Below are 25,713 nucleotides of genomic sequence, written 5' to 3'. Positions count from 1 at the left end.
ATATCCGGACGCCCTCGCGCCCCTCCGCGGGCTCGACACGGGACACCCGCCCCTTCGCGTCCACGTGCACCCGGTCCCCGGTGATGAGGGTGACCGCGGACGAACTGCCCTGTGCCTGGCGCGCCTTGGCCTCGAAGGCCTGGATGGCGGCGGCGTCCCCGGCGGTGTTCCCCGCCGTGTCCCGGCCGGCCGCGGCGGCGCCTGTCGTCAGTCCCGCCGTGAGCAGTGCGGCGACCATGGCCGCGCCCGCTCGGCGTGTGCTTCTGTGCAACTCTCCCCCAATGATGGAGTAAAGATTGGTCAAACCCCCGGATCGGCTCTGAAGACGGTGGGAAAGAGCGGCCGGTTCATTCACCCGGTGCTCGAATCCGAGAAAATCTCCCGCGCGCCCCGCGGACCGCGTACAAACACACCGACGTCCCGGGGGCCCACGCGACACCCCGCCATAGGTCTGTACCTGGGCCCTGAACTGGGCCCTTGGACCCTGCCGTTGGGCCCACGTTCATCTTTAGGCTTCCCGCGCTCGGGGTGAACGGCGACGGCACGGGTGAGGAGTACGGATGAGGCGTTCCCATGGGGTGCGCGAGGAGCACGGGCACGTGCCCGTGCGGGAGAAGCACGGGCACGGCGGACGTCCGAGATGGTCGCCGCCCCTCCTCCCTCGCGACAGCAGGGGCCAGACGGGGATCGAGTACCTCGCCCTGCTCGGTGTGGTGGTCCTGCTCATCGGGGGCATCTCGGTCACCGCCCTGTCCCGGGCCGAGAACGCGGGGCTCCAGTACGCGGCGTGCCGTGCCATGAATCCGTGGGGCGGGGCCGAGTCCTGCGAGAAGGTCGACACCGCGGACGGCGACGACGGGGACGGCGAGAACGGGGACGACGGGGACGGCGACGACGATCCGGTCGTCCCCGAGAACGATCCCTTCCAGCCCGCGAAGTGTCTGATCGCCGAGGACTCGGCCAAGACCACGGTCGTGGTGCAGATCCTCTTCATCAAGATCAGCAGCTCGGAGCAGGTCAAGGTCAAGCAGTGGTCGGACGGCACCGTCACCCTGGAGCGCGTCACCGAGGTCGGAGGCGGCGTCACGGCGAGCATCGACGCGGGCATCCCGGGGCTGAAGGACTGGGGCGGTGGCGCCGCGCTGAGCGGCAGCTACACGAAGGGCAGCGGCAGCGGCGGGCAGTGGCTGTTCAACGGGAACAAGAGTGACGACCCGCAGGCCGATCTGGAGGCGAACCTTGAGGACGCCAAGCAGTTCGCCGAATTCCTCAAGGCCTCCGAGAAGTGCAACAGCCGCCCCGCCGGGCCGCGTTCGTCCGAACTGGGCATGATATGCGGCTACCACGCCGGCAAGAAGAAGCCGGACATCGACCCGGAGAAGGCGCCGGACGTCGACATCACCAAGACCTCCACGGAGCTGGCCGGCGGGGTGAGTTTCGGCAAGTCGTTCGCCAAGGACGACAAGGCGGTCAAGGCCCTCAAGGACTCCATCGCCAAGGAGGTCGCCAAGAACAATCCGAAGGTGAAGGGTGAGGCGCTGGACAAGCTCGTCAAGGAGGCCCAGAGCAAGAGTGTCATCGGCGAGGCCAAGGACACCAAGGACGTCGGCAATGTCTCCGCCGACGGACTGGCCGGGGCGATGAGCAAGGACGTGGTGGTGCTGCGCGCCAAGACCGGGCCCGACGCCGGGAAGATCACCTTCATCTACACCTTCTCCCTCAACGGCACGGTCGGCGCGGTCGCACAGGCCAAGGGCAGCCGGATGCAGCAGGTGGCCATCACGTACGACGCGGCCGCCTACGACCAGGAGGAGAAGGACGATCAGCCGCACCACCCCGAGAAGCTGGTGATCACGTCCAGCCAGGAGAACGGGGACGGCCCGGGCATCCAGGTCGGCGGGGGCGCCAACGCCGGTCCGGTGACGATCGACGTCGGCGGCGGGGGCGGCAACATCAAGTCGAACATCCACACCGAGTCGGCCGAGGTCAAGCTCGACAACGACGCGGACAGCACGGCCGTGGAGGACTGGCTGCGCGGACGGGGCGACAACCCGGCCACCGGGTCGATCCCCTCCCCCACCTCGGCGGCCGAGCCGCTGACCGACGACGCGGGCCCGATCGAGCGGCTGCTGCACGACAAGGGGAAGCTGACACGGCTGGACTACGAGGCCAACACCGACTGGTGGAACGCCTCGCTCGGCATCGGATTCGGTGTCTCCGCCGGGCAGTTCAACCTCGGGTTCAAGCTCTTCGGCATCGACATCACGCACGAGGAGCGCAATCAGAAGATCACTGGGAACCCGACCTACGCGACGGGCCCGCAGAGCGGCGGCGGGCGCCCCTGGGTCCCGTTCACCAACTGCACGAAGACCACGCCGATCACCTCGTGACACCCCTGCGAGCCCAGCGTGATCCGAACGCGAGGGCCTGGCTAGGCGCGGCGGGCGATCCAGGTGGTGCGTGTGGTGCGGACGCTCAGGTCACCGCGGCGCGTGATGCCGAGCGGATGGGTCTCGTCCAGGAGGGTGTCGAGGGCGGCCAGGTCATCGGCTTCCAGCGCGTCGCCGACGTGGGAGCGCAGCTTGGTCAGGCAGACCTGCGCGTAGCGGCCCAGCGCCGGACCTGCCTGGGAGGCGGTCAGGCCGATCTCGAAGGGGCGGCGCTCGTCCACGGTGAAGCCGGCGTCCCTGAGCGTCCCGTCCCATGCGTGCGGCGGCTCGGTGTTCGTCACCCCGTGCAGCCGCGCCTCCAGCCCAGGGCGGCCGACACCGGCGTCCTCGGGCAGGAAGCGCGGGAAGAAGTCCATCTCGGTGACCGCCAGCAGACCGCCCGGCCGCAGCCGCCCGTACGCCTGACCCAGCGTCCGGGCCGGATCGCTCAGATGGTGAAGGAAAGCGGCGGCCCAGATCAGGTCGTACGGCTCCTCCTTGTCCGGCAGGGGCCATGGCTCGTCCAGGTTCGCCTCCAGAGTGCGGACGCGTGCCGCGACGCCGCGCGCGGCTGCCTGCTTCCGCAGCCGGTGCAGCATCTGGGGCGAGAGGTCCACGGCCGTCACCGACGCGGCGGGGAACCGGTCGGCGAGTGCGAGACTGCCGGTTCCTGGACCACTGCCCATGTCCATGATCCGCGCCGGGACGGAGTCGGCGAGACGCGCGATCCAGCCGGTCAGCTCCGTGAGGTACGGCTGGAGAACCTCGGCGTCCAGCTCCAGCATCTCCGCCATCGCGACGTCGGAGCCGCTCGCATGCCCGTGTCCGATAGGACCGTGATCGGTGGGGTGTTCACTCATGCCCCGACGGTATGACGATCGGTGCCGGCTGGTCATATGCTCTTGCCGGTGAAGCAAGAATCGACGCTCGACACCATCGTCAGGATGCGGATCCGGTCCCTGCGCACAGCACGCGGCTGGTCACTGGACAACCTCGCCGAACGCGTCGGCATCAGCCCGTCCCAGCTCAGCCGGATCGAGACCGGGCACCGCCGCATCAGCCTCGACCAGCTCACCGCCATCGCGAGCGCCCTGGGCACGTCCCTCGACCAGCTCGTCGAGTCCCCCGACGACTCCGGCGTCGTCATCCGTCCCGACCGCGACGAAAAACGGGGCCTGACCACCTGGCTCCTCGGCGGCGGCAACGGCCCCCAGGGCCGGACCGTCGCCAAGCTGCGGGTCACCGACCCTGCGGGCGCCGTCGCGCCGGGCGACCTCGGAGTCCACCCGGGCCGGGACTGGCTCACCGTGCTGTCCGGCACGGTCGTCCTCTACCTCGGCGAACGCGTCGTACGCGTCGAGGCGGGGCAGGCCGCCTCCTTCTCCACCATGACCCCGCACACCCTGCGCTCCGACCGCGGGCCCGCCGAGGTCCTGTGCATCCTCGACCACAACGGCGAACGCGACCACAACGGCGTACGCGACCACCTCCACCCGAGCCCGTGAACCGGACGGCGCGTCGGGCTCGAACCGCTCCCGCGCGTCCGCCGATCCGCGCGGCCCGACCTCAGGACAGGACCGCGATGCCGTCCAGTTCCACCAAGGCCCGCTCGTCCCACAGGCGTACGACGCCGACCACCGCCATCGCCGGGTAGTCGCGGCCCGCCAGCCCGCGCCAGATCCGGCCGAGTTCCGCCGCGTGCGCGCGGTACTCCGCGACATCGGTGGCGTAGACCGTGACCCGGGCCAGATCGCCCGGCGCGCCGCCGGCTGCCGCGAGCGCGGTCAGCAAGTTGCCGAGGGCGGTGGCGAACTGCTCGGGCAGACCGGCGCCGACGATCTTCCCTTCGGCGTCGAGAGCGGTCTGCCCGGCCAGCAGCACGAGCCGGCCGCCGGTGGCGACCACGGCGTGCGAGAAGCCGGTGGCGGGCGCGAGCCCGGCGGGATTGACGCGTTCCGGGCTCATCCGTACAGCTCCTTCGCGATGATCGTGCGCTGGACCTCGGTCGCGCCCTCGTAGATCCGTGGCGCGCGGACCTCCCGGTAGAGGTGCTCCAGCGGATGGCCGCGCTGGAGCGCGCGGGCGCCGTGGAGCTGGACGGCCGCGTCGACGACGTACTGCGCGGCCTCGGTGGCGTACAGCTTCGCCATCGCCGAGCGCGCGGGCACCTCCGGGGCGCCGGTGTCGTACGCGCAGGCCGCCGCGTACACCAGCAGCCGCGCCGCCTCGGTCCTGGTCGCCATCTCCGCGACCTGGTGCGCGACGCTCTGGAGATCCTTGAGCGGGCCGCCGAACGCGGTGCGCGTGGCGGTGTGCTCCAGCGTCGCGTCCAGCGCGGCCTGCGCCATGCCGACGGCGAACGCGCCGACGCTGGGCCGGAACCGGTTCAGGGTGGTCATCGCGGTACGGAAGCCCCGGCCCACCTCGCCGAGAACGTCCTCGGGGGTCACGGGCACCGCGTCGAAGACGAGGGAGCCGACGGGGTGCGGGGAGAGCATCTCGATGGGGGACCCGGTCAGCCCCGGGCGGCCGGCGGGGACGAGGAACGCCGTCACGCCCCGCGAACCGGGGCGCGAGCGCGTGGCCGGGTCCCGGCCGTCCCTGGCGTCCCTGCCTCTGCCGTCCGTGCCGGAGGCCGGGCTCCGGGCCGAGTCCGAGGCCGGGCTCCGGGCCGGGTCCGAGGCCGGGCTCCGGGCCGGGTCCGAGGCCCCGTCCGGGTCCCGGGCCGCTCCCTCGGACGTTCGGGCGAAGACCGTGTAGAAGTCCGCCTCGGGCGCGTTGGAGATCCAGCGCTTCTCCCCGGTCAGCCGCCAGCCGCGGCCGTCCGGCTCGGCGCGCAGGGTGAGCGCCGCCGCGTCCGACCCCGCGCCCGGCTCGCTCAGTGCGAACGCGGCGACCGCGCGCCCCGCGGACACCTCCGGCAGCCACCGGGCGCGCTGGGACTCCGTACCGGTCAGGACGACGGGACAGGTACCGAGCCCCTGGAGCGCGAGCGCCGTCTCGGCCTCCGTGCACCCCTGGGCGAGGGATTCCCTGAGCAGACAGAGGTCCAGCGCGGAGGAGGTGAACACCCGCTCCAGCAGACCCAGTCGGCCGAGTTCCGCGAGAAGGGGTCGGTTCACCCGGCCGGGGTCGCCCCGGTCGGCGAGCGGGCGCAGCCGCCGCGCGGCCAGGGCGCGCAGCTCCGCGCACCACGCGGTCTGTACCGGATCGAGCGAGAATACGGGCATCCGGGCCCCACTTCCAGCACGTCTATGGCGGACCGTTGACTGTCGTCAACTTCACGATACGCTCGATGGGCGACCCCACACACCGTCAGGGGGCGAACGATGGAGCCGACACACTCCGCCCATGTCGACACCTTCCCGCGCGACCAGCTGCCGCCGGTGGAGCAGTGGCCCCGGCTCCTTCCGCTCCCGCGCGGGGCGCGTCCTCCCGAACGCCTCAACTGCGCGGTCGAGTTGCTGGACCGCACGGCCGAGCGGTTCGGCCCCGACCGCCCCGTCTTCCGTACGGCGGTGGGCGAGGTCTGGTCGTACGGTGAACTGCGGAGCCACGTCGACCGGATCGCCCATGTGCTCACGGAGGATCTGGGGGTGGTGCCCGGCAACCGGGTGCTGTTACGCGGGCCCACGACGACCTGGCTGGCAGCGTGCTGGCTCGCGGTGCTGAAGGCGGGCGCGGTGGCCGTCACGGTCCTGGCGCAGCACCGGGCGCCCGAGCTCGCGGCCATGTGCGAGATCGCCCGGATCCGCCACGCCCTGTGTGACGTAAGGGCGTTGGCGGATCTGACCGGGGCGGGCGTGCCGGGGCTGCGGATCACGGCGTACGGCGGGGACGGACCGGAGGATCTGCTGCGCCGGGCGAGCGCCAAGCCGGAGCGGTACGCGGCGGTGGAGACCGCGGCGGACGATGTGGCGCTGATCGCGTTCACCTCGGGGACGACGGGGCGGCCCAAGGGATGCGCGCACTTCCACCGCGATGTGCTGGCGGTGGCGGACACGTTCTCGCGCGAGGTGCTCCGTCCCGGGCCCGGGGATCTCTTCGCGGGCAGCCCGCCGCTCGGTTTCACCTTCGGTCTCGGCGGTCTGGTGATCTTCCCGATGCGGGCCGGGGCCTGTGCGCTGCTGCTCGAACAGGCGCAGCCGAGGCGGCTGTTGGCGGCGATCGGTGAGCACGGGGTGTCGGTCCTGTTCACCGCGCCGACCGCCTACCGGGTGATGCTCGACGCCCTTGAGGAGGCCGGGTCGCGGGCGCCGGACGTGTCCAGTCTGCGACGGTGTGTCTCGGCCGGTGAGAATCTGCCCGCCGCGACCTGGCACGCCTGGCACCGGCGCACCGGGGTGCGCATCATCAACGGCATCGGGGCGACCGAGCTGCTCCACATCTTCATCTCGGCGGCGGACGAGGCGATCAGACCCGGCACGACGGGCGTGCCGGTGCCCGGGTGGCAGGCGCGCGTGGTGGACGGGGCGGGCGCGCCGGTGCCCGACGGGGAGCCGGGGCTGCTGGCCGTACGGGGCCCGGTGGGATGCCGGTATCTCGCCGATCCGCGCCAGTCGGAGTATGTGCGGGACGGCTGGAACCTGACCGGCGACACGTATGTGCGCGAGCCCGACGGCTACTTCCGCTATGTCGCCCGCGCCGACGACATGATCATCTCCGCGGGGTACAACATCCCCGGGCCGCAGGTCGAGGAGGCTCTGCTGGCCCATCCCGATGTGGTGGAAGCGGCGGTCGTCGGCCGCCCGGACGCGCTGCGCGGCCAACTCGTCGCCGCGTACGTCGTCCTGCGGCACGGGGCGGTACCGGGTGAGGAGGGCGTGACGGCGGCCGCGCTGCGGGAGTTCGTCACCGCCCGGCTGGTGCCGTACAAGTGCCCGCGTGTCTTCGTCTTCCTGGACGCGCTCCCCCGTACCGCCACCGGCAAACTCCAGCGCTACCTGCTGCGCGCCCAGGACCCGGCCGCCCCGGCCGCCCCGCCGGCCGCCGGAACGGAAGCAGGGCCCCTAAAGTGATCACGTGGCAGAGCAGCACACCCCCCGATCCCTGATCGTCACCCTGTACGGCGCGTACGGCCGGGCTCCGGACGGCGCGCCGCTCCCCGTCGCGGAGCTGATCCGGCTGCTCGACGCGGTCGGCGTGGACGCGCCCTCGGTGCGCTCGGCGGTCTCCCGGCTCAAGCGGCGCGGGCTGCTGGTCCCTGCGCGTACGGCGGCGGGCGCGGCCGGCTATCTGCTGTCGGGCGAGGCGCGCCAGCTCCTCGACGACGGGGACCGCAGGATCTACGCCCGTCCCGCGCCGCTGCTCACCGAGGGCTGGGTGCTCGCGGTCTTCACCGTCCCGGAGGCCGAGCGCCACAAGCGCCATCTGCTCCGCTCCCGGCTGGGCAGGCTCGGCTTCGGCACGGCCGCGCCCGGCGTCTGGATCGCTCCGGGGCGGCTGCACGAGGAGACGAGCCACACCTTGCGGCGGCTCCAACTCGACTCGTACGTCGACCTGTTCGGCGGCCGGCATCTGGGCTTCGACGCGACCGCCGAGGCCGTGGCGCGCTGGTGGGACCTGCCGGCGATCGCCGGCCGGCACGAGGCGTTCCTCGCCGCGCACGAGCCGGTGCTGCGCCGCTGGGAGGGCGCGGGCCCCGCGGCGGCCGGGGGCACGCCGCGGGACGCCTACCGGGACTATCTGCTGGCCCTGGACTCCTGGCGGCAGCTGCCGTACGCGGACCCCGGACTGCCCGCCGAACTCCTGCCGGACGACTGGCCGGGGGAACGTTCCGCCGAGGTGTTCACCCGGCTGCACGCCCGGCTGCGGGACGCGGGCCTCGCGTTCGTGACGCCGCCGGTCAGCGCAGGGTGAGCCGCGGCTTCGGCGCGTCGGCGCGGCCGGCCGGCGGTGGGCGGCTGCCCGCCCGGTACGGGAGCGGCCAGGGCGCGCCCGGACCCTCGTACCCCTGGGCCGCCGCCGCGTGCAGGGTCCACTGCGGGTCGTGGAGATGGGGGCGGGCGAGGGCGCACAGGTCCGTACGGCCCGCCAGGAGCAGCGAGTTGACGTCGTCCCAGGAGGAGATCGCGCCGACCGCCACCACCGGGACGTGCAGGGTGTTGCGTATCCGGTCGGCGAACGGCGTCTGGTAGGAGCGGCCGAGCTCCGGACGTTCGTCGGCGACGACCTGGCCGGTCGAGACATCGATCGCGTCGGCGCCGTGCGCGGTGAAGGCGCGGGCGATCTCGACGGCCTCCTCTGCGGTGGTGCCGCCGGGTGCCCAGTCGGTGGCGGAGATCCGGACCGTCATGGGCAGGTCGTCGGGCCAGTCCGCGCGGATCGCGTCGAAGACTTCGAGCGGGAAGCGCAGCCGGCCCGCCAGCGATCCGCCGTAGGCGTCGGTCCGCCGGTTGGTCAGGGGGGAGAGGAAGCCGGAGAGCAGATAGCCGTGGGCGCAGTGGAGTTCGAGCAGGTCGAAGCCGCTGCGCCGGGCCCGCCGCGCGGCGGACGCGAACTGCTCCCTTATCGTGTCGAGTTGACGGATCGTCAGCTCCTTCGGCAGCTGACTGATCCCGGGACGGTACGGCAGCGGCGAGGCGGCCCACACCTGCCAGTTGCCCGTGGGCAGCGGCTCGTCCATGCCCTCCCACATCGGCCGGGTGGAGCCCTTGCGGCCCGCGTGGCCGAGCTGGACGCCGATGGCGGTGCCGGGCGAGGACGTGTGGACGAAGTCGGTGACGCGGCGCCAGGCGTCGCCCTGCTCCCGGGTGTAGAGCCCCGTGCAGCCGGGGGTGATCCGGCCCACGGGGCTGACGCACACCATCTCGGTCATGACGAGCCCCGCGCCGCCGAGCGCGCGGGCGCCGAGGTGGACGAGGTGGAAGTCCCCGGGCATCCCGTCGCGCGCCGCGTACATGTCCATGGGCGAGACGACGATCCGGTTGCGCAGGGTCAGTCCGCGCAGCCGGAAGGGCGTGAACATCGGCGGGGTGCCGGGCGGGCAGCCGAAGTCCCGCTCCACGGCCCGGGTGAAGTCCGGGTCGCGCAGCCGCAGGTTGTCGTGGGTGACGCGGCGGCTGCGGGTGAGCAGCCCGAAGGCGAACCGCCGCGGCGGCTGGTCGGTGTAGGTGGCCAGTTCCTCGAACCAGCGCAGGCTGGCCGCCGCCGCGCGCTGGGTGGACTCGACGACCGGGCGGCGTTCGCTCTCGTACGCGGCGAGCGCGGCAGGCAGGTCGGGCCGCTCCTCGATACACGCGGCGAGGGCGAGGGCGTCCTCGACGGCGAGCTTGGTACCGGAGCCGATGGAGAAGTGGGCGGTGTGCGCCGCGTCGCCGATCAGTACCGTACGGCCGTGGCTCCAGCGGCCGTTGGTCACGGTGCGGAACGCGGCCCAGGCGGAGGCGTGGGAGCGCAGCGGGCGTCCGCCGAGCGCGTCCGCGAAGATCCGGGCACACCGTTCGGTGGACCGCCGCTCGTCCAGCGCGGCGAAGCCGGCGGCCCGCCAGACCTCTTCGCGCATCTCGACGATGACGGTGCTGTGGTGCGGGGAGTACGGGTAGCCGTGCAGCTGCATCACCCCGTGCGGTGTCTCGGCGGTCTCGAAGCGGAACGCGTCGAAGGCGAAGTCGGCGGCGAGCCAGATGTAGCGGCAGCGGTGGGTGGTGACGGTGGGGGCGAAGACATCGGCGTGGGCCTCACGGGTACGGCTGTGCACCCCGTCCGCGGCGATCACCAGGTCGTGGGTGGCGGCCAGTCGCCCGGCGGGCGGGGCCTCCGCACGGAAGAGGAGCCGTACACCGAGGGACGCACACCGTTGGCGCAGGATCTCCAGCAGCCGACGCCGGCCGAGGGCCGCGAAGCCGTGGCCGCGGGAGGTGAGCGTACGGCCGCGGTGCACGATGTCGATGGCGTCCCAGCGGACGAACTCGGCCTGGAGCGCGCGGTGCACGACGGGGTCGGCGTCCTCGATACCGCCGAGGGTCTCGTCGGAGAGGACGACGCCGAAGCCGAAGGTGTCGTCGGGTGCGCCCCGTTCCCAGACGGTGATCTCGCGGGCGGGGTCGAGCCGTTTGAGCAGGGCCGCCGCGTACAGCCCGCCGGGCCCGCCGCCGATGACGGCGACCCGCCGCACACCGTGCGCGGTGCCCGCCGCCGGGGCCGGTACGCGGGGTGCGGTGCGGGGTACGGAGTCCGCCGTTGCCGCCATCGTCAGCTCCCCTGCCACTTCGGGGGCCGCCGCTCGGTGAACGCGGCGTGGAACTCGGCGTAGTCCTCGCCGTGCATCAGCAACGCCTGGGTGGCGGCGTCGAGTTCGACGGCCGCGGCGAGCGGCATGTCCAGTTCGGCGGTGAGCAGCGCCTTGGTCTGCGCGTACGCCAGCGAGGGGCCGGAGGCCAGCCGCCGCGCGAGCTCCGCGGCGCGTGCGTCGGCCCGCCCGTCCTCGGTCAACTCGCTGATCAGGCCGATCCGTTCGGCCTCGGGCGCGTGGACGGGTTCGCCGAGCATCAGCAGTCGCGTCGCGTGGCCGAGGCCGACCACGCGGGGCAGTAAGTAGGCCGCTCCCATGTCACCGCCGGCGAGTCCGACACGGGTGAAGAGAAAAGCGAACCGGGCGGAGGGGTCCGCGATCCGGAAGTCGGCGGCGAGCGCGAGGACGGCGCCCGCGCCGGCCGCCACCCCGTGCACGGCGGCGATCACCGGGAAGGGACACTCACGGATCGCCCGGACGACCTGACCGGTCATCCGGTTGAAGTCGAGCAGCCGTGCGGTGTCCATGCCGAGCGTCGCGCCGATGATCTCGTCGACATCGCCGCCCGAGCAGAAGCCGCGCCCCTCACCGGCCAGCACCAGGGCCCGTACGGAACGCTCCCGGGACAGCTCGGCGAGGAGGTCGCGCAGATCGGCGTAGGCACCGAAGGTGAGCGCGTTGAGCTTCTCGGGGCGGGTGAGGGTGACGGTGGCGACTCCGTCGTCACCTCGTGCGAGCCGTAGATGGCGCCAGTCCTGGGTGCGGGGCGCGGAACCGGAGAACGGGCTCATGGAGCGGCCTCCTTCGGCGAGCGCCGTGGGCCGCGGTGGCGGCCACCACCGATGTACGGCCCTTGTCACAGGCTCGCCACGGAACGGTATCACTCGTACGTGACCGCCGTCACGAGGGCGCGATAGACCTGTGACATGGTCGCGACATGCCTCCCGTAGGCTGACAAAGGTCCCGCCCGGCACAGGACATAGGTCCCAAGTCCGGCAGGCCGCCGCCCCTTGTCAGCCCGCTCACCCTCCGTATGGTTGAACGCGCCAGCGATTTCACCCATCACCCCCGTCCCCCACCACGGCCGCGACCGTGCCCCGATCGGACCGTCCCCCATGCCAGAAGCCGCCGATGCCTCTCCCTGGAGAGTCACGCTGCCGCACAGCGCCGAAGCCGTACCGCTCGCGCGCGCCCTGGTCCGCTCGGCACTGGCCCACCTGGACGAGCCCACCCACAGCGAGACGGCGGAACTGCTCACGGCGGAACTGGTCGCCAACGCCATCCAGCACACCACCGGGGAACACCCCATCGAGCTGGTCGTGGAGCTGCTGCCGACCGGCTGTCAGGTCGAGGTCCACGACGGCGACCCGGCACCCCCGGGCAATCTGACCCACCCCGGGTCCATGCCGGACCCCTGGCAGGAGGACGGCCGCGGGCTGCTGCTGATCAGCACGCTCAGCTCGGCCTGCGGCCACCGCACCACGGACCAGGGCAAGGCGGTCTGGTTCACCCTGCCCGCCGTCTAGGAGTGTCGTTCGGCTCGGGTCCTAGAGCGCGACGCCCTCGGCCTCGTCCTTCGCCAGCGTCGCGACCAGCACCGCCTTGATCGTGTGCATCCGGTTCTCGGCCTCGTCGAAGACGACCGAATGCGCCGACTCGAAGACCTCGTCGGTGACCTCCAGCTCGGTCAGCCCGTGCCGCGCGTGGATCTCGCGGCCGACCGCCGTTCCCAGGTCGTGGAAGGCGGGCAGGCAGTGCAGGAACTTCACGTCCGGATTGCCGGTCGCGCGCAGCACGTCCATGGTCACCGCGTACGGGCCGAGCGCCTTGATCCGCTCGTCCCAGACCTCCTTGGGCTCCCCCATCGACACCCAGACATCCGTGACCACGAAGTCCGCGCCGGCCACACCTTCCGTGACGTTCTCGGTGAGGGTGAGCCGCGCACCGCTGACCTCGGCCGCCTCGCGGGCCAGGGTCAGGATCTCGTCGGCGGGCCAGTAGGCGCGCGGCGCGACGATCCGTACGTCCATACCGAGCAGGGCGCCGGTGACGAGATACGAGTTGCCCATGTTGAACCGGGCGTCGCCGAGATAGGCGTAGGCGATCTCCGGCAGCGGCTTGGGGCTGTGCTCGGTCATCGTGAGCACGTCCGCGAGCATCTGCGTGGGGTGCCAGTCGTCCGTCAGACCGTTGAAGACGGGGACTCCGGCGTACGCGGCCAACTCCTCGACCGTCGCCTGACCCGCCCCGCGATACTCGATACCGTCGAACATCCGGCCGAGGACACGGGCCGTGTCCTTCGCGGACTCCTTCGAGCCGATGTGTGAGCCCGCCGGGTCGATGTACGTGGTCGACGCGCCCTGGTCGGCCGCCGCCACCTCGAACGCGCAGCGCGTGCGGGTCGAGGACTTCTCGAAGATCAGCGCGATGTTCCGGCCACCGAGCCGCCGCACCTCGGTGCCCGCCTTCTTCGCCGCCTTCAGCTCGGCGGCCAGATCGATCAGGCCGCGGAACTCCTCGGCCGTGAAGTCCAGCTCCTTGAGGAAGTGGCGGCCTTCGAGGTGTATGGCCATGGTGGCTGCTCCTGGGGCGCGAATCATGAGTGCGAAAATAAGCCGAGATTGGAACTATATACGATGATCCGCATTGCTATACAGACTGACGCGCGGCCGGCGCCGTAACGGGACCCGGAACCGAGCGCCGTAACGGGGCCCTGGACCGGAGGCTCTAGACAGCGTCCCGCTCGACGGGGCAGCTCATGCAGCGCGGGCCGCCCCGGCCCCGGCCCAACTCGCTGCCGGGGATCTCGATCACCTGGATGCCCTGCTTGCGCAGATGGGTGTTGGTGGTGACGTTGCGTTCGTAGGCCACCACGACACCCGGCTCGACGGCCAGCACGTTGCAGCCGTCGTCCCACTGCTCACGGGCCGCCGAGTGCACGTCCTGGGTCGCGGTGAGCACCCGGATCTCCGGCAGCCCGAGCGCCGCCGCGATCGCCCGGTGCATGTGCTCCGGCGGATGGTCGGTGACCTTCAGCTCCGTACCGTCACCGCCCGGTTCGATGGTGTACGAGCGGAGCATGCCGAGCCCCGCGTACTGGGTGAACGTCTCGCGGTCGACCATCGTCATCACCGTGTCCAGGTGCATGAACGCCCGCCGCTTGGGCATGTCCAGCGCCACGATCGTGGTGGCGGAACCGGCCGCGAACATCCCCCGGGCCAGCATCTCGACCGCCTGCGGGGTGGTGCGCTCGCTCATCCCGATCAGTACGGCGCCCTCGCCGATGACCAGGACATCGCCGCCCTCGATGGTGGAGGGGTAGTCGTCCTGCCCCTCCGACCAGTGGTGGAACGCCCCGGCGGACTCCGCCCCGAAGAGCGGGTGGTGCCGGTAGATCGCCTCGAAGTGCACGGTCTCGCGCTGCCGGGCCGGCCAGCGCATGGCGTTGATGGAGACGCCGTCGTAGATCCAGGCGGACGTGTCACGCGTGAAGAGGTGGTTGGGCAGCGGGTCGAGCAGGAAGTCGTCCAGCGCCATCACATGGAAGCGGACCGAGGTCGGCTCCTCGTGCCGCTCCAGGAACTCCCGCTTCGTCAACCCGCCGACCAGCGCCTCCACCAGGTCGGGCGTCGGCAGCCCGTCGAAGATCTCCCGGAGGTGGCCGGTGGCGAGCGGACCGTACTCCTTCTCGTCGAAGACCCGGTCCAGGACGAGACGGCGCGCCTCGGGCAGGGCGAGGCAGTCGCGGAGGAGATCCCCGAAGAGATGGACCTGGACCCCCCGGTCACGCAGGACCGCCGCGAACGCGTCGTGCTCCTCCTGGGCCCGGCGCACCCAGAGCACGTCGTCGAAGAGCAGCGCGTCCTTGTTCTCGGGGGTGAGGCGCTTCAGCTCCAGATCGGGGCGGTGCAGGATGACGCGGCGCAGCCGCCCGGTCTCGGAGTCGACATGGAATCCCATACCCCCATCCTGGCGCGATCAGCTGGACATCTCTATCACCAGATACGGCACGACCACGACAAGGAAGACAATCAGGGCGGCCACGAAGATCCTGCCGTCCGACGGTCTCCGTCCGGGCTCGCGCCCGCCGCCGTCAGCCGCGGCGTCCGCCCCGATCCCGAAGAAGCGGGCGAGGGAGCGGAGGAGGGGAGCGCCGGACGCCCGGTCCGGGGGCCGACCCGGCCGGGGCGGCTCGTGCGGCAGACCCGGTGCGCCGCCGCTTCCGGGGGCGTCGGGGGAGCTCTCCTGGCGCGGCGGGAGCGGGGGGAGCGGTGGTGCCGATGGTGGTGGGGAGGGTGGTGGGGAAGGTGACGGCGGGGGTGATGACGGTGGCGTCGGGGTCCGGTACGGGGTCGCCGACGGGCCAGGGACGGGACCGGGACCAGGACCGTAACCGGGTCGGGCCGGAGTGGCGGGTGCGGGTGCAGGTCCGGGTCCGGGTCCGGCCGGAGTGGCGGGTCCGGGTGCAGGTGCAGGTCCGGGTCCGGCCGGAGTGGCGGAACCGGGTCCGGTGGCGGGGCCGGTCCCGTACGGCGGTCGCGGGGTGGGTAACGCGGGCGTACCGGGCGGCGTGGGCGGGGACGGCGGCACCGGGGCGGGGCCGCCGTCGCGCCAGCCGGCCCGGACGATCGCCAGCCAGACCTCCTTGCCCAGTCCCGGGGCCTTCTCGCCCTCCAGGATCTGTTCGACCGCGGCCCGGCCCGCGCCGCCCGCGTCACAGCTCAGCCGGGGCAGCAGTTCGAGGAGCCGGACCCGCACCGGGTTCAGGCCCGCGAACGGCCCGACCGCCCAGCCGTACAGCGCGGCGGCGTTGGCCGCGCGGGTCTCGCGGGACGGCAGGCCCACGGCGGCCGGCCACGGGCGGCCGCCCACGAACAGCTCCCTCCTGAGCACGGCCTGGCACAGTTCGTGGCGTCTGTCCCTGGGCCAGTCGCCGTACCGCGTGGCGATCTCCTCCACCAGGACCGTGACCGCCGCGTAGTGCAGGCCGTCCTCCTCCATGGCGGCCACCAGACTCTTGTTGCCGCTGCCGCGCAGGGCGTCCCTGACGTTGCGCGACGAGGCGTTCGGTTCGTGGAAGGTGTGCAGCACGGCCAGGAGATGGTCGAGTGGGACCGTGATCTTCCGGCTCCGGCGGGCCGTGAAGAACCCGGCCGATTCCGGCGCGACCGGCCACTCCGGGGGAACGGGCCGGAACATCCGGCGTCCCTGCCGTCGCGGCTCGGGCGCCTGGCGTACGGGCGGCGCCGGGTCGGGCGACGGCGCGGGGTGCGAGGAGTGACGGGACGGGCCCAGGGGTTCGTGGGCGGGGCGCGCCGCACGACGGTCGTCGGGGCCGGACGGCGTCGCGTAACGGTCGTCGGGGTAGGCGCCGCGCCGGTCACCGTACGGATCCTCGTACGGGTCGGGGCTGTGACGGTCGTACGGCACCCGTTGCGGGGACGGCGGGCGCTCCTCGTACGGGTCCCGTTCCCTCGGGTCCCGTTGTCTGAGGTCCTGTTCCCCCGGGTCCCGTTCCCTCCCGCGCGGCTGTCGTTGCGTCAGCCGTACGAGCGCTTCCTCCGCCGTGTCGAGGAGCCGGCCGCGGGCGCCCGGCTGTCGCGGGCCCGAGACCGCCGCCAGTGCCGCGGCCACCTCGTACTCCCCGCCCTCGCCCCGCCCGATGAGGCGCAGGTAGTGGTCGACCAGCCCGGTGGCCAGTGCCTGGGCCCGGTCGTCGGTCCGCTCCACGGGATCCGTACGCAGCCGCTCGGTGGACTGCGGGGCCGGGCCCGGCCAGCGCCGGACGAAGACGAAGCGGGTCGCCGGGGTCTCCACCGTGTCGTGCGTCGCGAACGTCCACCCCTCGGGGAACACCCCGCTGAAGATGCCGTACAGCCCCCACAGCATCCGGCAGGGGCCGTCGCCGCCGTGCCGGTCCAGCACCGTAAACCGCTGGCCCGGGTGGCGGAGCAGTTCCGCGGCCATCGTGGTCAGGGACTCCGCCAGCTCCGGTAACCCGGCGAGCAGTGCGTGCCGGCCGTCCTCGGCCGACGCCAGCAGCTCCGCCACGCGCACCTGTTCCAGCGCTCCCCTGACCTCGCCCAGCGGCAGTCCACCGCCCTCCCACGCCCAGTGGTGCAGCCCGAGGCAGGTCTCGGGGTCGAGGATCTCGGCCGACCCGTACAGCGCGTGGCACACGGCGCCCGAGTGTCCGTCGGGGTCGAGCACGGGGGCCCGGCGGACGAGCAGCGCCTGTCCCCGCCGCTCCAGCCTGACCAGGGCCGGGACCGTCTCCGAGGCCGTGGTGCGCAGCAGCGGCGCGGCGCTGTTGAACAGGGTCTCGGCGGTGTCCCGGTCGCAGGACCAGGCCACCGGGCCGAATCCGGTCGTACCGAGGCTGTTCTCGGTGTCCCAGCGGAAGACGATCTGGTCCACCAGATCCTCCTGACGGGCGATCAGGGCCATCAGGTGCCCACCTCTCTCAGTTCCGCTCCGGGGAGGAGCCCGCACATGGCGAAGATCGACAACAGCGGTGCCAGGACGCGTCGCGGTCTGACGCCATGGGGGTAGACGTCACCGCGTTCCTGCGCCCCGGTCGCCGCCACGAAGTGGAGCGTGCAGCGCGCGCAGTCGTCGAACGGCTTCAGCCAGGCGGGGCTGCCGTGGTGGGCGACGAACGCGTAGGCGTCGCGGCTCTCCGCGCGCAGGGTCTCCTCGTCCAGTTCGGCCGGCAGGGCCCGGCTCAGCCAGCGGTCGGCGGACGGGTCGAAGCGGATCAGGTCGCTCTTGTTGAGGGCGACGGCCGCGGGCGCCTCGATGTAGGAGCCGAGCCGCGGGATCCGGTTGAGGACGGTGGTGAACGCCTCGTCGCCCAGGTCGCGCTGCTGGAGCCTGGTGCGCGCGCGCACCGGGTCGAGGGACGGCAGCCGCAGGGCGCGCAGCGGGTCGAGGACGAAGATGAAGGCGCCCACGCCCATGAGGAAGCTGGTCACCTCGCCGTTCTGCGCGAGGTCCTCGCCCGCCAGGTCGAAGAAGACGACGGGCCGGGTGCCGTCGGCTCCCGTGACCAGCAGTCCGTCGGTGAAGTGCGCGAAGGAGGCGTGCCCGGTGGATTCGAGCACCTTTCCGCGGTGCAGCCGCTGGACCCGTTCCTGGAGGAACTCCCGGTGGGTGTCCGGGTTGAGGGGCAGACACTTCAGTCCGTACGGTTCGAGGCCGCCCTGCTCGATCTCGCCGAGCATCGCGGCGAGCAGATGGGTCTTGCCCGCCGCGGAGCTGCCCACGAGGGCGATGGTGAGCGGTTCGCCGCTGTTGAGGTAGGGGACGGGCAGGTAGTGCGGCGCTCCCGCCGGGGCGTGCGGGCAGGCCTGGTACGCCTGGCGCAGCGCGTCCTGGTAGTGCATGGGACGCCGCTCCGCGCTGAGGTCCAGCGGATTGGCCACCTTCTTGGAGTCGAGGGTGACCAGCCGGCTCTGGTCGAAGGAGACCGGGAGCAGACAGTGCGGGCAGAGCGTGGGGCGGCGCAGCGGCTGCGCGGGGCGCGGCGCCTCTTCGGCGGGGCGGGACGGCGGGACCGGGGCGGTGCCGGTCAGCCAGGAGCGCAGGGTGCGGCGCGGGGGCGGCGACTCGTAGTACGTGCGGGCCTCGGCCAGGTCCGCCGGCGGGTCGTCCCGCCCGGTCTCCTGGCGCTTCTTGGCACGCTGGACGTCGAACTCGGCGCGGGCCCTGCTGAGTACGTCGGGGCCGCCGGGTGCGTGGGCGAGCGGATCGGGGACGTTCAGGAGCCGCATCAGCTCGCCCGCGGCGGGGCGCTGGTCGGCGCGCGCGGCGAAGGCCCCGCCTTGGTGGAGCGCCGCGAGTCTGCGGAACTCCCCGAGGTCGGCGGGGGGTCCGGAGCCCGGCCCGGGGCGTCCGGACAGCAGGAAGTAGACGAGCTGGGCGACGGACCACAGGTCGTCCCTGGAGTCGGCCCTGCCGGTGCCCTCGCGCTGTTCGGGCGAGGCCCAGGGCGCGGCGCCGTAGGCCTCCCGGGGCTCGTCGGCGCGGAGGGCCGCGCCCGGCTCGGCGAGCCGGACATGCGTCCCGTCCCAGCGGACGGTGTACGGAGTGATGGCCCGGTGGACCAGTCCCACCTCCTCCAGCAGGCGTACGGCGAGGACGAGTTGCGCGATCACCTTGCCCTGCTCCTCGACCGTGAGCATGCCCTGGCGGCGGGCGATCGGCTCGCCGTCCGGGACGCGGTAGAGGACGAAGGGCTCGGACGCCTCCAGGTCGAAGCCGACCATGCGGGTGAAGACCTCGCCGTACCGCTCGGAGCCGTACCGCCGCTCCATCGCGACCCCGGCGCTCACCTGCCGCTCCAGCGCGCTGTACGCGGCGGGGTCGCTCTGCGCGCCGACCGGCAGCCGGTACTGGAGGACGCGCCACCCCTCGCCGAGGGTGACGGGACGGACCAGCAGCGGCGCGGAGCCGGGGAGCCTGAGGTCGGCGTGGAGCCGGGCGGCGAAGCGGACCGGCTCACCGCTGTGGGTGAGGAAGTCCAGCTCCACGGAGTCGGCGTCCGCCCCCGTACCGCCGTCGGCCCCGCTACCGGCGGAGTCGCCTCCGTGGTCGCGGGGTGCCCGGCCGGGGTGGCCCGTGGTGGGGTCGTGGTCCTTCCTCGTGCCGTCGTTGCCGGTGATCATGGCGCGTCCCCCTGCTCGGCCCGGACGGTCCTGACGATCTCTCCGCGCAGCGGGACGAGCCGCAGCACGCCCGCGTGCCGCCCGCCCGGTGTCCACACCACGTCCTCGCCCGCCCCGGCTCCGCCGTCCTGCGCGGGGTCCGCTTCGGTGCCCCGGCGCATCGCCTCGGGGGCGAATCTGACCTGCCGTACCCCCGCCGGGTCCTTGGAGAGCATCCGGCGGTCCTCGGCGGCGCACAGCGGCACCGCGTCGTCCGTCCCGTCGGCGGTGGCGACCAGCCGGGCCGCGTGGTCGGCGGCCACCCCCAGCAATTCGGCTGCCCCTGGGCGCAGTTCGGGGTCGCGGGCGAAGTGCGGCGCCGAGGTGGCGCCGTCGCGCCGCAGGACGGTGTGCTCCTCGTCGAGCACATCGAGGAGCGGGGCGCGCAGGGAGACCCGGCCCGCCTCGGCCGGGTCGCGTTCGACGGCGGCCCACCGTCCGGCGAGGATCCCCCGGACGCCGTGGGCGAGATCGTCGAGGAGCGTGTCGACGAGGGCGGGCCCGCCGTCGCCCCACTCCCGCTCCAGCCAGGGCGGATCGGCCGGTGCGGCGGGCTGCCAGGGATCCTCGGGTAGTTCGTACTCCGGCGGGGCCGCCGGCTGCGTCCCCGTCAGACTGCCGGACCAGCCGTCGTCGGCCGAACTGTCGCCCCAGCTGTCCCAGTTCCAGGCATCGCCGGGCTGCTGTCCGGTCCTGTCCTGTCCGGTGCGGTCGTGTCCGGTGCGGGCCCGGGCGCCGTCGGCGGTGGCGCTGTGGGCCGTGGGGTACTCCGGGAAACCGCCGCCCGCGTGCCCGGCCCGGCCCCGGGCGGCCGGGGACGCGGCGGTCATCAACCGGTCCTCGACCGTCTCGGCGAGGCTCCGCACCATCAGGGAGACCGCGCGCGCCCCGTCCGAGCAGTGGTAGCGGGCCTCGGCGAAGAGCCAGTCCTGCACCACGGTCTCGGTGAGCAGCGCGTCGACGGCGTCGAGGGCGTCCGCCGCGAACTCCGTCTCCGTGTCCCGCCACCACGCGTCGACGGCCGCCGTCCAGTCCCGGGCCACGAGCAGCCCGAGGGCGAGGAGGGCCACGACCAGCCCGGCCGCCCCTGCCCAGCGCGGCAGATCGAGCACCTGCCCGGTCAGCGCGCCGGCACCGCCGCCCACCAGGCCCGCGACCAGCCGGCTCCCGGAGCGGGTGCTGCCGCCGCCGTCGAGCCGGCCGTCGTAGGAGCGGCTGGGCCTGCGCCGCACCATGAGCAGGGTCAGGGCCGCCGCGGCGAATCCCGCCAGCGGGCCCAGCGCCCAGCCGAGCAGCGGCCACAGTCCGGCGGCGAACGCCAGCAGGAACACCGGCGCCGCGTGCGCGAAGCGCGAGCCCCGCAGGGTGAACGGAGGTGGCACGGCCAGCTCCGCCACGCGGCGGCCGGGACAGATCTCGTCGAGCCGGGCCAGCCGCGCCGCGCTGCCCGCCGGGGCGGACAGGTCGGAGAGCGCGGCGAGCCGGGCTGCGACGGAGCGCAGCGGCAGCCCGTACGCCAGCAGCCGTTCGGTGTACGTACGCAGGCCGGGGCCGACGTCGGCGCGGGGCGCCTCGGGGAGTTCGGGCAGTTGGATGCCCCGCTTGAGGAGACGGGCGCGCTGATCGGGCCGCAGCCGGTCACCGCCGCCGTCGGTGAGGGCGCCCGCCACGGTGTCGCGGTACGCGCCGAGCGCGTCGGAGAGCGCTTCGAGCCGCTCGGGCAGATCCACGGCGCGGGCCGGCGGGGTGAACAGGGAGGCGGGGCGGCGCACCAGTTCGTAGCCGTCCTCGGCGTCGCGTAACGCCCGGTCGCAGGCGCGCCGCGCTTCCTCGGCCGGTCCGCCGGGCACCAGACAGGAGCCGTCGGCCGGGGTCCCGGCCGGCATGTCGCCGAGGAAGCGGGCCAGCCCGGCGGGGACGGAGTCGCTCCCGCCGGCGCCCGGCCCGTTCGAGGCCGTCCCCGGACGCGTGCCCGACCGGGTGGCCGCAGCCGCGCCCGGAGAGCCCTCGGTGACGAGGACGGGCGCCGGGATGTCCTGGCCCGCCAGGTTCTCCAGCGTCCGCCGCCAGGCGCGGGTCCTGGCCTCCTCCGTCAGGTCGTGCTCGAGAACTTGGGCGGCGGGCACCGCGACGCTGTGCAGCACCTCGCCCAGTTCGCCGAGGACGGTGTCGAAGAGGGAGGCGTCCGCCAGCAGTTCGACCAGGGGGCGCAGCGCCTCGTCGGTCTCCTCGGGGAGCGGTACGGGCCCGCCGTCCCGGCCGCCCGACCCGGCGAACACGTCGGGGATCCACAGCACCCCGGCGGACGGCGGGCTCAGGGCGTGCGGGCGGCGCAGGGCGCGGTCGCCCCCGCCGCCCTGCGCCAGACAGAGCACCTGGGCCGGGCCGTACGCGTACAGCCGTTCGTAGAGGAGCTGGTGCGCGACGAGTTCGGCGGCGTCGTCGAGGACGAGGAAGCGCCGTACGTCCGACTGCCGCGTGCGGGCCAGGGCGTCGTCCACCTCGCCGTGGAGGGCGTCGGGGGCGTCGGCCGGATCGCCGCGGTGGCGCAGGTCGAGGCAGACCACCCCGGCCTGGAGTCGGTCCGTGATCACAGCCTGGTCCCCTCCTGTCCGTCACCGCGCCGGCGCGACACGCCCCGTCCCACATCGCTTCGGTCGGGGGCGTCGGTGTCGTCGGGGGCGCCGTCCCCCCACTCGCCGTCGTCCCACGGGTCGGCCCCGCGCCCCGCGTCCGCCGGGCCCCCGCGCTCGTCGGACCCCGGGTCCTGCTCCCGCTCCCGTTCCCGGTACCGGGAGGTCTCCTCGTACCGGGACTCCTCGTCTCCGGGCTCTTCGTGCCGAGGCTGTTCGTATCGCGAGTCTCTGGGCTCCTCGTACCGGGGCTCCTCGTATCGCGGTTCTTCGTATCGCGCCTCCTCGTACCGGGATTCCGGGCGCCGGGGCCGTTCGTAACGAGGCTCCCCGTACGGCGGGTCGTCATACCGCGGCGGCTCGCTCCGTTTGTCGTCGTACCGCGGGTCGTCGTCGTACCGGGAGTCACCGTCGTGCCGCGGGCCGCCGTCGTGCCTGGTCGGCTCCTCGCGGCGCGGGGGTTCCTCCCGGCGCGGTGGCTCCTCGCGGCGCGGCCGGACGATCCTCGGGTCCTCCTCGCGGCGGTGGCCGTTGGCCCTGGCGGAGGTACCCCGGCCGGCCCCCGGTCCCTGGGTGTGGCGCTGGTCCAGCGCGCGCAGCGTCGGCTTGATGGGCCGCTGCGCGCCCGGGAAGCGCAGGTCGAGCGCGCCGGCGAAGGTGTGCTCCCAGAAGTCCCGCAGCGGTACGAGCCACTCCTCGTCCTCCGCCGCGAACCGCCCCGACAGCTCGTTCAGCAGGGCCAGTTGGCGCGGCGCCACCTCGTGGACCAGTCTGCGGAAGAGGCGGGAGGGCGGGACGGGCGTGGTCGAGAGGCCGGTGGGCTGGGTCCGCATCAGCCGGTCGCAGAAGTCCTCGATGATCTGCCCCTCGTCCAGCAGCGCCCACTGCTCGTACGCGCGCAGCAGCCCCGCCCAGCTCGACACGTTTCCGTCGAAGGAGTCCAGCCGCAGCGTCATCGTCGCGGAGTCGCCGTCCTGGAGCCGGATACGGATCAGGTCGGGCGAGGCGGGGTCCCCCTCGAAGTCGACGCGGTCGTTCCACATCGCGCAGAGCAGCCGGTGCAGGATGCGCCGGCGGTCCTCCTCCGTACTGGCCAGCCAGTCGTCGCGGTAGCCGAGGCGCTGTCTCCAGTGCAGGAAGTCGTCCCCACCGGTCGCGTCACGCGCCTCCGCCCACAGCCGCAGCGCGTGCCGGACCTCGGAGACGTCGGTGAGGCTCATGCCGCTGCGGAAGAGCACCACCGTGATGGCCTCCGCCTCCACGGCCCGGAACTCCGGTGCGGTGCCGGGATCCCTCGGCAGGTTCAGCTCCTGCTGGAGGTAGCGCGCGGCCCGCCCGTCCGCCTCGCTCTGCGGGTGCACGATGAGCACCTTCAGCGGACCGCTGCCGTCCGGGGTGAAGCCGACCGGCAGCAGCCCGGCGAGCCGCGACCTGAACTGCTCCAGCCAGCGGCTGTCGACCGTGGCCACCGCGTCCTCGTCGCCCGCCGCCGCGCGCAGCAGTACGCCGAGGGAGGGCAGCAGGGGGCGGTCGTCGAGCACGCTCGCCTCGCCGAACAGCGCCTTGACGCGCCGCTCCACGACCTGCTTGACCTCCTTGACCGCGGCGCGCGGGGAGCGGCGTACCGCGTCCAGGGCGCGCTGCCAGTCCTCCGGCTGGACCAGCCTGCTCAGCAGCCCGGCCGCGTCAGCGTTCTCCGGCAGGCTCTCGTGCTGGGCCAGCCGGTCGAAGACGTCGTCGTAGAAGGCCCGGAGGTTGTTCTGCGGGGGCAGCAGGTACGAGACGCCCGTCCGGTCGTCGCGGTACAGCTCCTTGCGGCGCTCCGCGAACAGCTTGCGCTCGTCCTCCTCGTGCGCGCGCAGCGCCCGGACCAGCTCGGTGACCTCCTTCATGGAGCGCATCAGCGGCGGGCGCCAGCGGGACTCGTGCTCCTTCCAGCCGCGGTGCCACTGCCGGTTGGCCCGCCAGCGGTACCACGCGTCCTGCTCCTCCAGCGCGTCCTGCACGTCGGGGTCGCCCCAGCGGGCCGGGACCATGCCGGCCACGGAGCCCTTGATCCGGGGGATCGGCGGCGCGGAGGGCTCGACGCCCTCGGGGCGCTCCGGGTCGTTCTTGCGGTTGTCCAGCATCCCGGCGAAACCCGCCTCGGCCGGCCGCTGCGGGTGGCCCGGCAGCCCGGACAGCACCCGCTCCAGCCGGAACGGACCGAGCAGGCCGAGCAGTTCGCGGGCTCCCGTGCCCGGTTTGAAGTCCTCCACCAGCCGCGGAATCTCCCGGTCCAGCTCCCGGTCGAGGCGGCCGAGGCCGTCCTCCATGTCGCCGATCCGGTCCCGCAGCGCCTGGGCGATCGCCTTGCTGCCCTTGGGCAGCGGGTCGGGCGCGGGCACCTCGGGCGCCTCACGGGTCCAGAGCCGTCCGATGCCGGACCGGTCGAAGAGGTCCCTGACGAGCTGGGTGCCGTCCTCGTCGGGGCGCCGGGCGTCCTCGGCCATGCCGCGTACGGCCTGCGCCAGCAGCCGTCCGGCCACGATCTCCGCGAGGTCGTCGACGGGGACGGTGAGGGAGGCGGCCAGGCTCGTGGACATGCCCCGGTAGCCGATTCCGGAGCGGGACGGGGTGGAGCGCTCCACACTCTTGTTGACGAACCCCGCGGCGAACGACTGGTGATCGCCCTCCGCGCGCCCCTGGGCGGTGTCGTCGCCCAGCTCCGTGCCGATGAGTGACAGCACCATGGCCGTGATCGACCGGCGCAGGTCCTCGGGCCGGATGCCGGAGGGGCGGCTGAAGAGGAACGCGGTCTGTACGGTCGAGGGACGCAGCGCGACGTGGCCGTCGCCGGGGTAGCGGACGCTGAGCGTGCCCTGCTGCTCGACGTCGCCGAAGTCGGCCTGCGCGTTGGGCACGTTCTGGTCGTCGACCAGCCGGGAGAGGTCCACCAGCGCGCGGGCCGAGTTCAGCTCCGCCTCCCGGCCGCCGCCCGCCTCCGGCGGGAACGCGGACGGCATGACCACCAGCGGATAGATCTTCACCCCCGGCACCTTGGACTTGCGGAACTCGTGCCCGATGAGGTGGAGGAAGTCGTAGAAGATCCCCGCGCCGGTGCCGCCCGCCACGGAGAACGCCACGAACACGTCGCAGCCGCGGATCTGCCGGCCGCCCATCTCCCGCAGATCGCCCGCCGAGTTGGCGATGACGCCGATCGCGGCGCGCAGCTGCCGGAGGACCGGCTCCAGGCCGCTGCGCAGGGTCGCGAAGAGCGCGGCCCGGCCCACCGTGGGGAGCTGTCCCGCGCCGTTGTGCAGCGGCGCCACGCGCGGCTGCCGGTCCTGGGGCGGCAGCCAGTCGTGGGTCTCGTCGTGCAGGGCGACCCGCAGCATGCGGGTCACCTCGGGCGAACTGTCGTAGTTGGCCGGCAGCAGGTCGTGGACCACCCGCGCGGTGCGCGCGTACGCCGCCGCCTCGGTGCCCTTCGCGCTGAGATGCGGCAGCCGGTTCAGCTCGGACTCGCTGAAGTCGGCGTACACGAACTGGAGGCAGTCCGGAAGCTGGAACGGAGCACGCCGGCCGTCCGACACCAGTTTCGTACCGTCGGGGCCGCACAGTTCCCGGCGCAGGCCGCGTTCCAGCTCGGCGCCGATTCTGCCGCCGGTGCCGCCCAGACCGACGAACAGCATGGGCTGATAGATCTTCATGTCGTCTCCCGTAGGGCCGTC

Annotated in this window: 17 protein-coding genes; 5 read left to right on the top strand and 12 right to left on the bottom strand. The window is 73.2% G+C overall.

Translation table 11 applies throughout. The annotated features are described in order from the left end of the window. The coding region (locus tag ACFXKG_RS22805) for a hypothetical protein (protein ID WP_384841948.1) at positions 1–271 on the bottom strand (271 nt) is incomplete at its 3' end. A 289-nt stretch (positions 272–560) separates the two neighbouring features. Between ACFXKG_RS22805 and ACFXKG_RS22800 the strand changes: the two genes are divergently transcribed. Further along, the gene (locus ACFXKG_RS22800) at positions 561–2,390 is read left to right on the top strand and encodes a hypothetical protein (RefSeq protein ID WP_384841945.1); all 1,830 of its coding nucleotides are present in this window, start codon (positions 561–563) and stop codon (positions 2,388–2,390) included. A gap of 41 nt (positions 2,391–2,431) precedes the next feature. On the opposite strand, the gene ACFXKG_RS22795 is transcribed toward ACFXKG_RS22800, so the two are convergent. Beyond that, positions 2,432–3,289 carry a class I SAM-dependent methyltransferase gene (locus ACFXKG_RS22795; RefSeq protein WP_384841942.1) on the bottom strand — a complete coding sequence of 286 codons (858 nt, stop codon included), beginning with the start codon at positions 3,287–3,289 and terminating at the stop codon, positions 2,432–2,434. A gap of 84 nt (positions 3,290–3,373) precedes the next feature. On the opposite strand from ACFXKG_RS22795, the gene ACFXKG_RS22790 reads away from it, so the two are divergent. Continuing rightward, the gene (locus tag ACFXKG_RS22790) at positions 3,374–3,934 is read left to right on the top strand and encodes a helix-turn-helix domain-containing protein (protein ID WP_384841974.1); all 561 of its coding nucleotides are present in this window, start codon (positions 3,374–3,376) and stop codon (positions 3,932–3,934) included. Between the two features lie 61 nt (positions 3,935–3,995). Here ACFXKG_RS22790 and ACFXKG_RS22785 read toward each other — a convergent pair whose 3' ends face one another. After that, entirely contained in the window at positions 3,996–4,394 is a 399-nt protein-coding gene (locus ACFXKG_RS22785) for a RidA family protein (RefSeq protein WP_384841939.1), read from the bottom strand. Further along, a complete protein-coding gene (locus tag ACFXKG_RS22780; protein WP_384841936.1) occupies positions 4,391–5,659 on the bottom strand; it encodes an acyl-CoA dehydrogenase family protein in 1,269 nt (422 codons plus the stop codon). Before ACFXKG_RS22780 ends, ACFXKG_RS22785 begins: the two co-directional genes overlap by 4 nt. A 99-nt stretch (positions 5,660–5,758) precedes the next feature. On the opposite strand from ACFXKG_RS22780, the gene ACFXKG_RS22775 reads away from it, so the two are divergent. Next, the gene (locus ACFXKG_RS22775; RefSeq protein WP_384841934.1) at positions 5,759–7,447 is read left to right on the top strand and encodes an AMP-binding protein; all 1,689 of its coding nucleotides are present in this window, start codon (positions 5,759–5,761) and stop codon (positions 7,445–7,447) included. 4 nt (positions 7,448–7,451) lie between these two features. After that, positions 7,452–8,288: a PaaX family transcriptional regulator C-terminal domain-containing protein gene (locus ACFXKG_RS22770; protein ID WP_384841932.1), complete on the top strand. Its 837-nt coding sequence runs from the start codon at positions 7,452–7,454 to the stop codon at positions 8,286–8,288. Here ACFXKG_RS22770 and ACFXKG_RS22765 read toward each other — a convergent pair. Together ACFXKG_RS22765 and ACFXKG_RS22760 are read right to left on the bottom strand one after the other, a co-directional pair. Continuing rightward, positions 8,275–10,620 (bottom strand): bifunctional salicylyl-CoA 5-hydroxylase/oxidoreductase, encoded by a 2,346-nt coding sequence (locus tag ACFXKG_RS22765; protein WP_384841929.1) that lies wholly within the window; start codon positions 10,618–10,620, stop codon positions 8,275–8,277. The two genes, ACFXKG_RS22770 and ACFXKG_RS22765, sit on opposite strands and share 14 nt — an antisense overlap. A gap of 2 nt (positions 10,621–10,622) precedes the next feature. Then, positions 10,623–11,453: an enoyl-CoA hydratase family protein gene (locus tag ACFXKG_RS22760; protein WP_384841926.1), complete on the bottom strand. Its 831-nt coding sequence runs from the start codon at positions 11,451–11,453 to the stop codon at positions 10,623–10,625. Between the two features lie 324 nt (positions 11,454–11,777). On the opposite strand from ACFXKG_RS22760, the gene ACFXKG_RS22755 reads away from it, so the two are divergent. Then, a complete protein-coding gene (locus ACFXKG_RS22755; RefSeq protein WP_384841923.1) occupies positions 11,778–12,188 on the top strand; it encodes an ATP-binding protein in 411 nt (136 codons plus the stop codon). 21 nt (positions 12,189–12,209) lie between these two features. Here ACFXKG_RS22755 and argF read toward each other — a convergent pair whose 3' ends face one another. The 6 genes from argF to ACFXKG_RS22725 all read right to left on the bottom strand — a co-directional run bounded on the left by argF (position 12,210) and on the right by ACFXKG_RS22725 (position 25,692). After that, the gene (gene argF, locus ACFXKG_RS22750; RefSeq protein ID WP_384841920.1) at positions 12,210–13,235 is read right to left on the bottom strand and encodes an ornithine carbamoyltransferase; all 1,026 of its coding nucleotides are present in this window, start codon (positions 13,233–13,235) and stop codon (positions 12,210–12,212) included. A gap of 154 nt (positions 13,236–13,389) precedes the next feature. Next, positions 13,390–14,622 (bottom strand): arginine deiminase, encoded by a 1,233-nt coding sequence (locus ACFXKG_RS22745; protein WP_384841917.1) that lies wholly within the window; start codon positions 14,620–14,622, stop codon positions 13,390–13,392. A gap of 18 nt (positions 14,623–14,640) precedes the next feature. Continuing rightward, complete coding sequence (locus tag ACFXKG_RS22740) at positions 14,641–17,109, bottom strand: hypothetical protein (RefSeq protein WP_384841915.1); 2,469 nt, start codon at positions 17,107–17,109, stop codon at positions 14,641–14,643. Then, positions 17,109–19,328, bottom strand: a complete 2,220-nt coding sequence (locus ACFXKG_RS22735; RefSeq protein WP_384841912.1) for a hypothetical protein — start codon at positions 19,326–19,328, stop codon at positions 17,109–17,111. The genes ACFXKG_RS22740 and ACFXKG_RS22735 overlap by 1 nt, the downstream gene beginning before the upstream one ends. Continuing rightward, complete coding sequence (locus tag ACFXKG_RS22730) at positions 19,325–21,961, bottom strand: hypothetical protein (RefSeq protein ID WP_384841909.1); 2,637 nt, start codon at positions 21,959–21,961, stop codon at positions 19,325–19,327. Before ACFXKG_RS22730 ends, ACFXKG_RS22735 begins: the two co-directional genes overlap by 4 nt. Beyond that, positions 21,958–25,692, bottom strand: coding sequence for a tubulin-like doman-containing protein (locus ACFXKG_RS22725; RefSeq protein ID WP_384841907.1), 3,735 nt, complete (start codon positions 25,690–25,692; stop codon positions 21,958–21,960). The genes ACFXKG_RS22730 and ACFXKG_RS22725 overlap by 4 nt, the downstream gene beginning before the upstream one ends. Between the last annotated feature and the right edge of the window lie 21 nt (positions 25,693–25,713).

The sequence above is a fragment of the Streptomyces sp. NPDC059255 genome (genome assembly GCF_042752355.1).
Classification (GTDB): domain Bacteria; phylum Actinomycetota; class Actinomycetes; order Streptomycetales; family Streptomycetaceae; genus Streptomyces.
The sequence above is the reverse complement of the archived record's forward strand: the minus strand, read 5'-3'. Positions and strand labels throughout refer to the sequence as shown.

Bases quoted from the DNA above. Each gene is read 5' to 3' on its own strand.
- ACFXKG_RS22785 (WP_384841939.1), bottom strand. From the start codon at position 4,394: ATGAGCCCGGAACGCGTCAATCCCGCCGGGCTCGCGCCCGCCACCGGC.
- ACFXKG_RS22745 (WP_384841917.1), bottom strand. From the start codon at position 14,622: ATGGGATTCCATGTCGACTCCGAGACCGGGCGGCTGCGCCGCGTCATC.
- ACFXKG_RS22795 (WP_384841942.1), bottom strand. From the start codon at position 3,289: ATGAGTGAACACCCCACCGATCACGGTCCTATCGGACACGGGCATGCG.
- ACFXKG_RS22800 (WP_384841945.1), top strand. From the start codon at position 561: ATGAGGCGTTCCCATGGGGTGCGCGAGGAGCACGGGCACGTGCCCGTG.
- ACFXKG_RS22775 (WP_384841934.1), top strand. From the start codon at position 5,759: ATGGAGCCGACACACTCCGCCCATGTCGACACCTTCCCGCGCGACCAG.
- ACFXKG_RS22780 (WP_384841936.1), bottom strand. From the start codon at position 5,659: ATGCCCGTATTCTCGCTCGATCCGGTACAGACCGCGTGGTGCGCGGAG.
- ACFXKG_RS22790 (WP_384841974.1), top strand. From the start codon at position 3,374: ATGCGGATCCGGTCCCTGCGCACAGCACGCGGCTGGTCACTGGACAAC.
- ACFXKG_RS22760 (WP_384841926.1), bottom strand. From the start codon at position 11,453: ATGAGCCCGTTCTCCGGTTCCGCGCCCCGCACCCAGGACTGGCGCCAT.
- ACFXKG_RS22740 (WP_384841915.1), bottom strand. From the start codon at position 17,109: ATGGCCCTGATCGCCCGTCAGGAGGATCTGGTGGACCAGATCGTCTTC.
- ACFXKG_RS22725 (WP_384841907.1), bottom strand. From the start codon at position 25,692: ATGAAGATCTATCAGCCCATGCTGTTCGTCGGTCTGGGCGGCACCGGC.
- argF (WP_384841920.1), bottom strand. From the start codon at position 13,235: ATGGCCATACACCTCGAAGGCCGCCACTTCCTCAAGGAGCTGGACTTC.
- ACFXKG_RS22755 (WP_384841923.1), top strand. From the start codon at position 11,778: ATGCCAGAAGCCGCCGATGCCTCTCCCTGGAGAGTCACGCTGCCGCAC.
- ACFXKG_RS22735 (WP_384841912.1), bottom strand. From the start codon at position 19,328: ATGATCACCGGCAACGACGGCACGAGGAAGGACCACGACCCCACCACG.
- ACFXKG_RS22765 (WP_384841929.1), bottom strand. From the start codon at position 10,620: ATGGCGGCAACGGCGGACTCCGTACCCCGCACCGCACCCCGCGTACCG.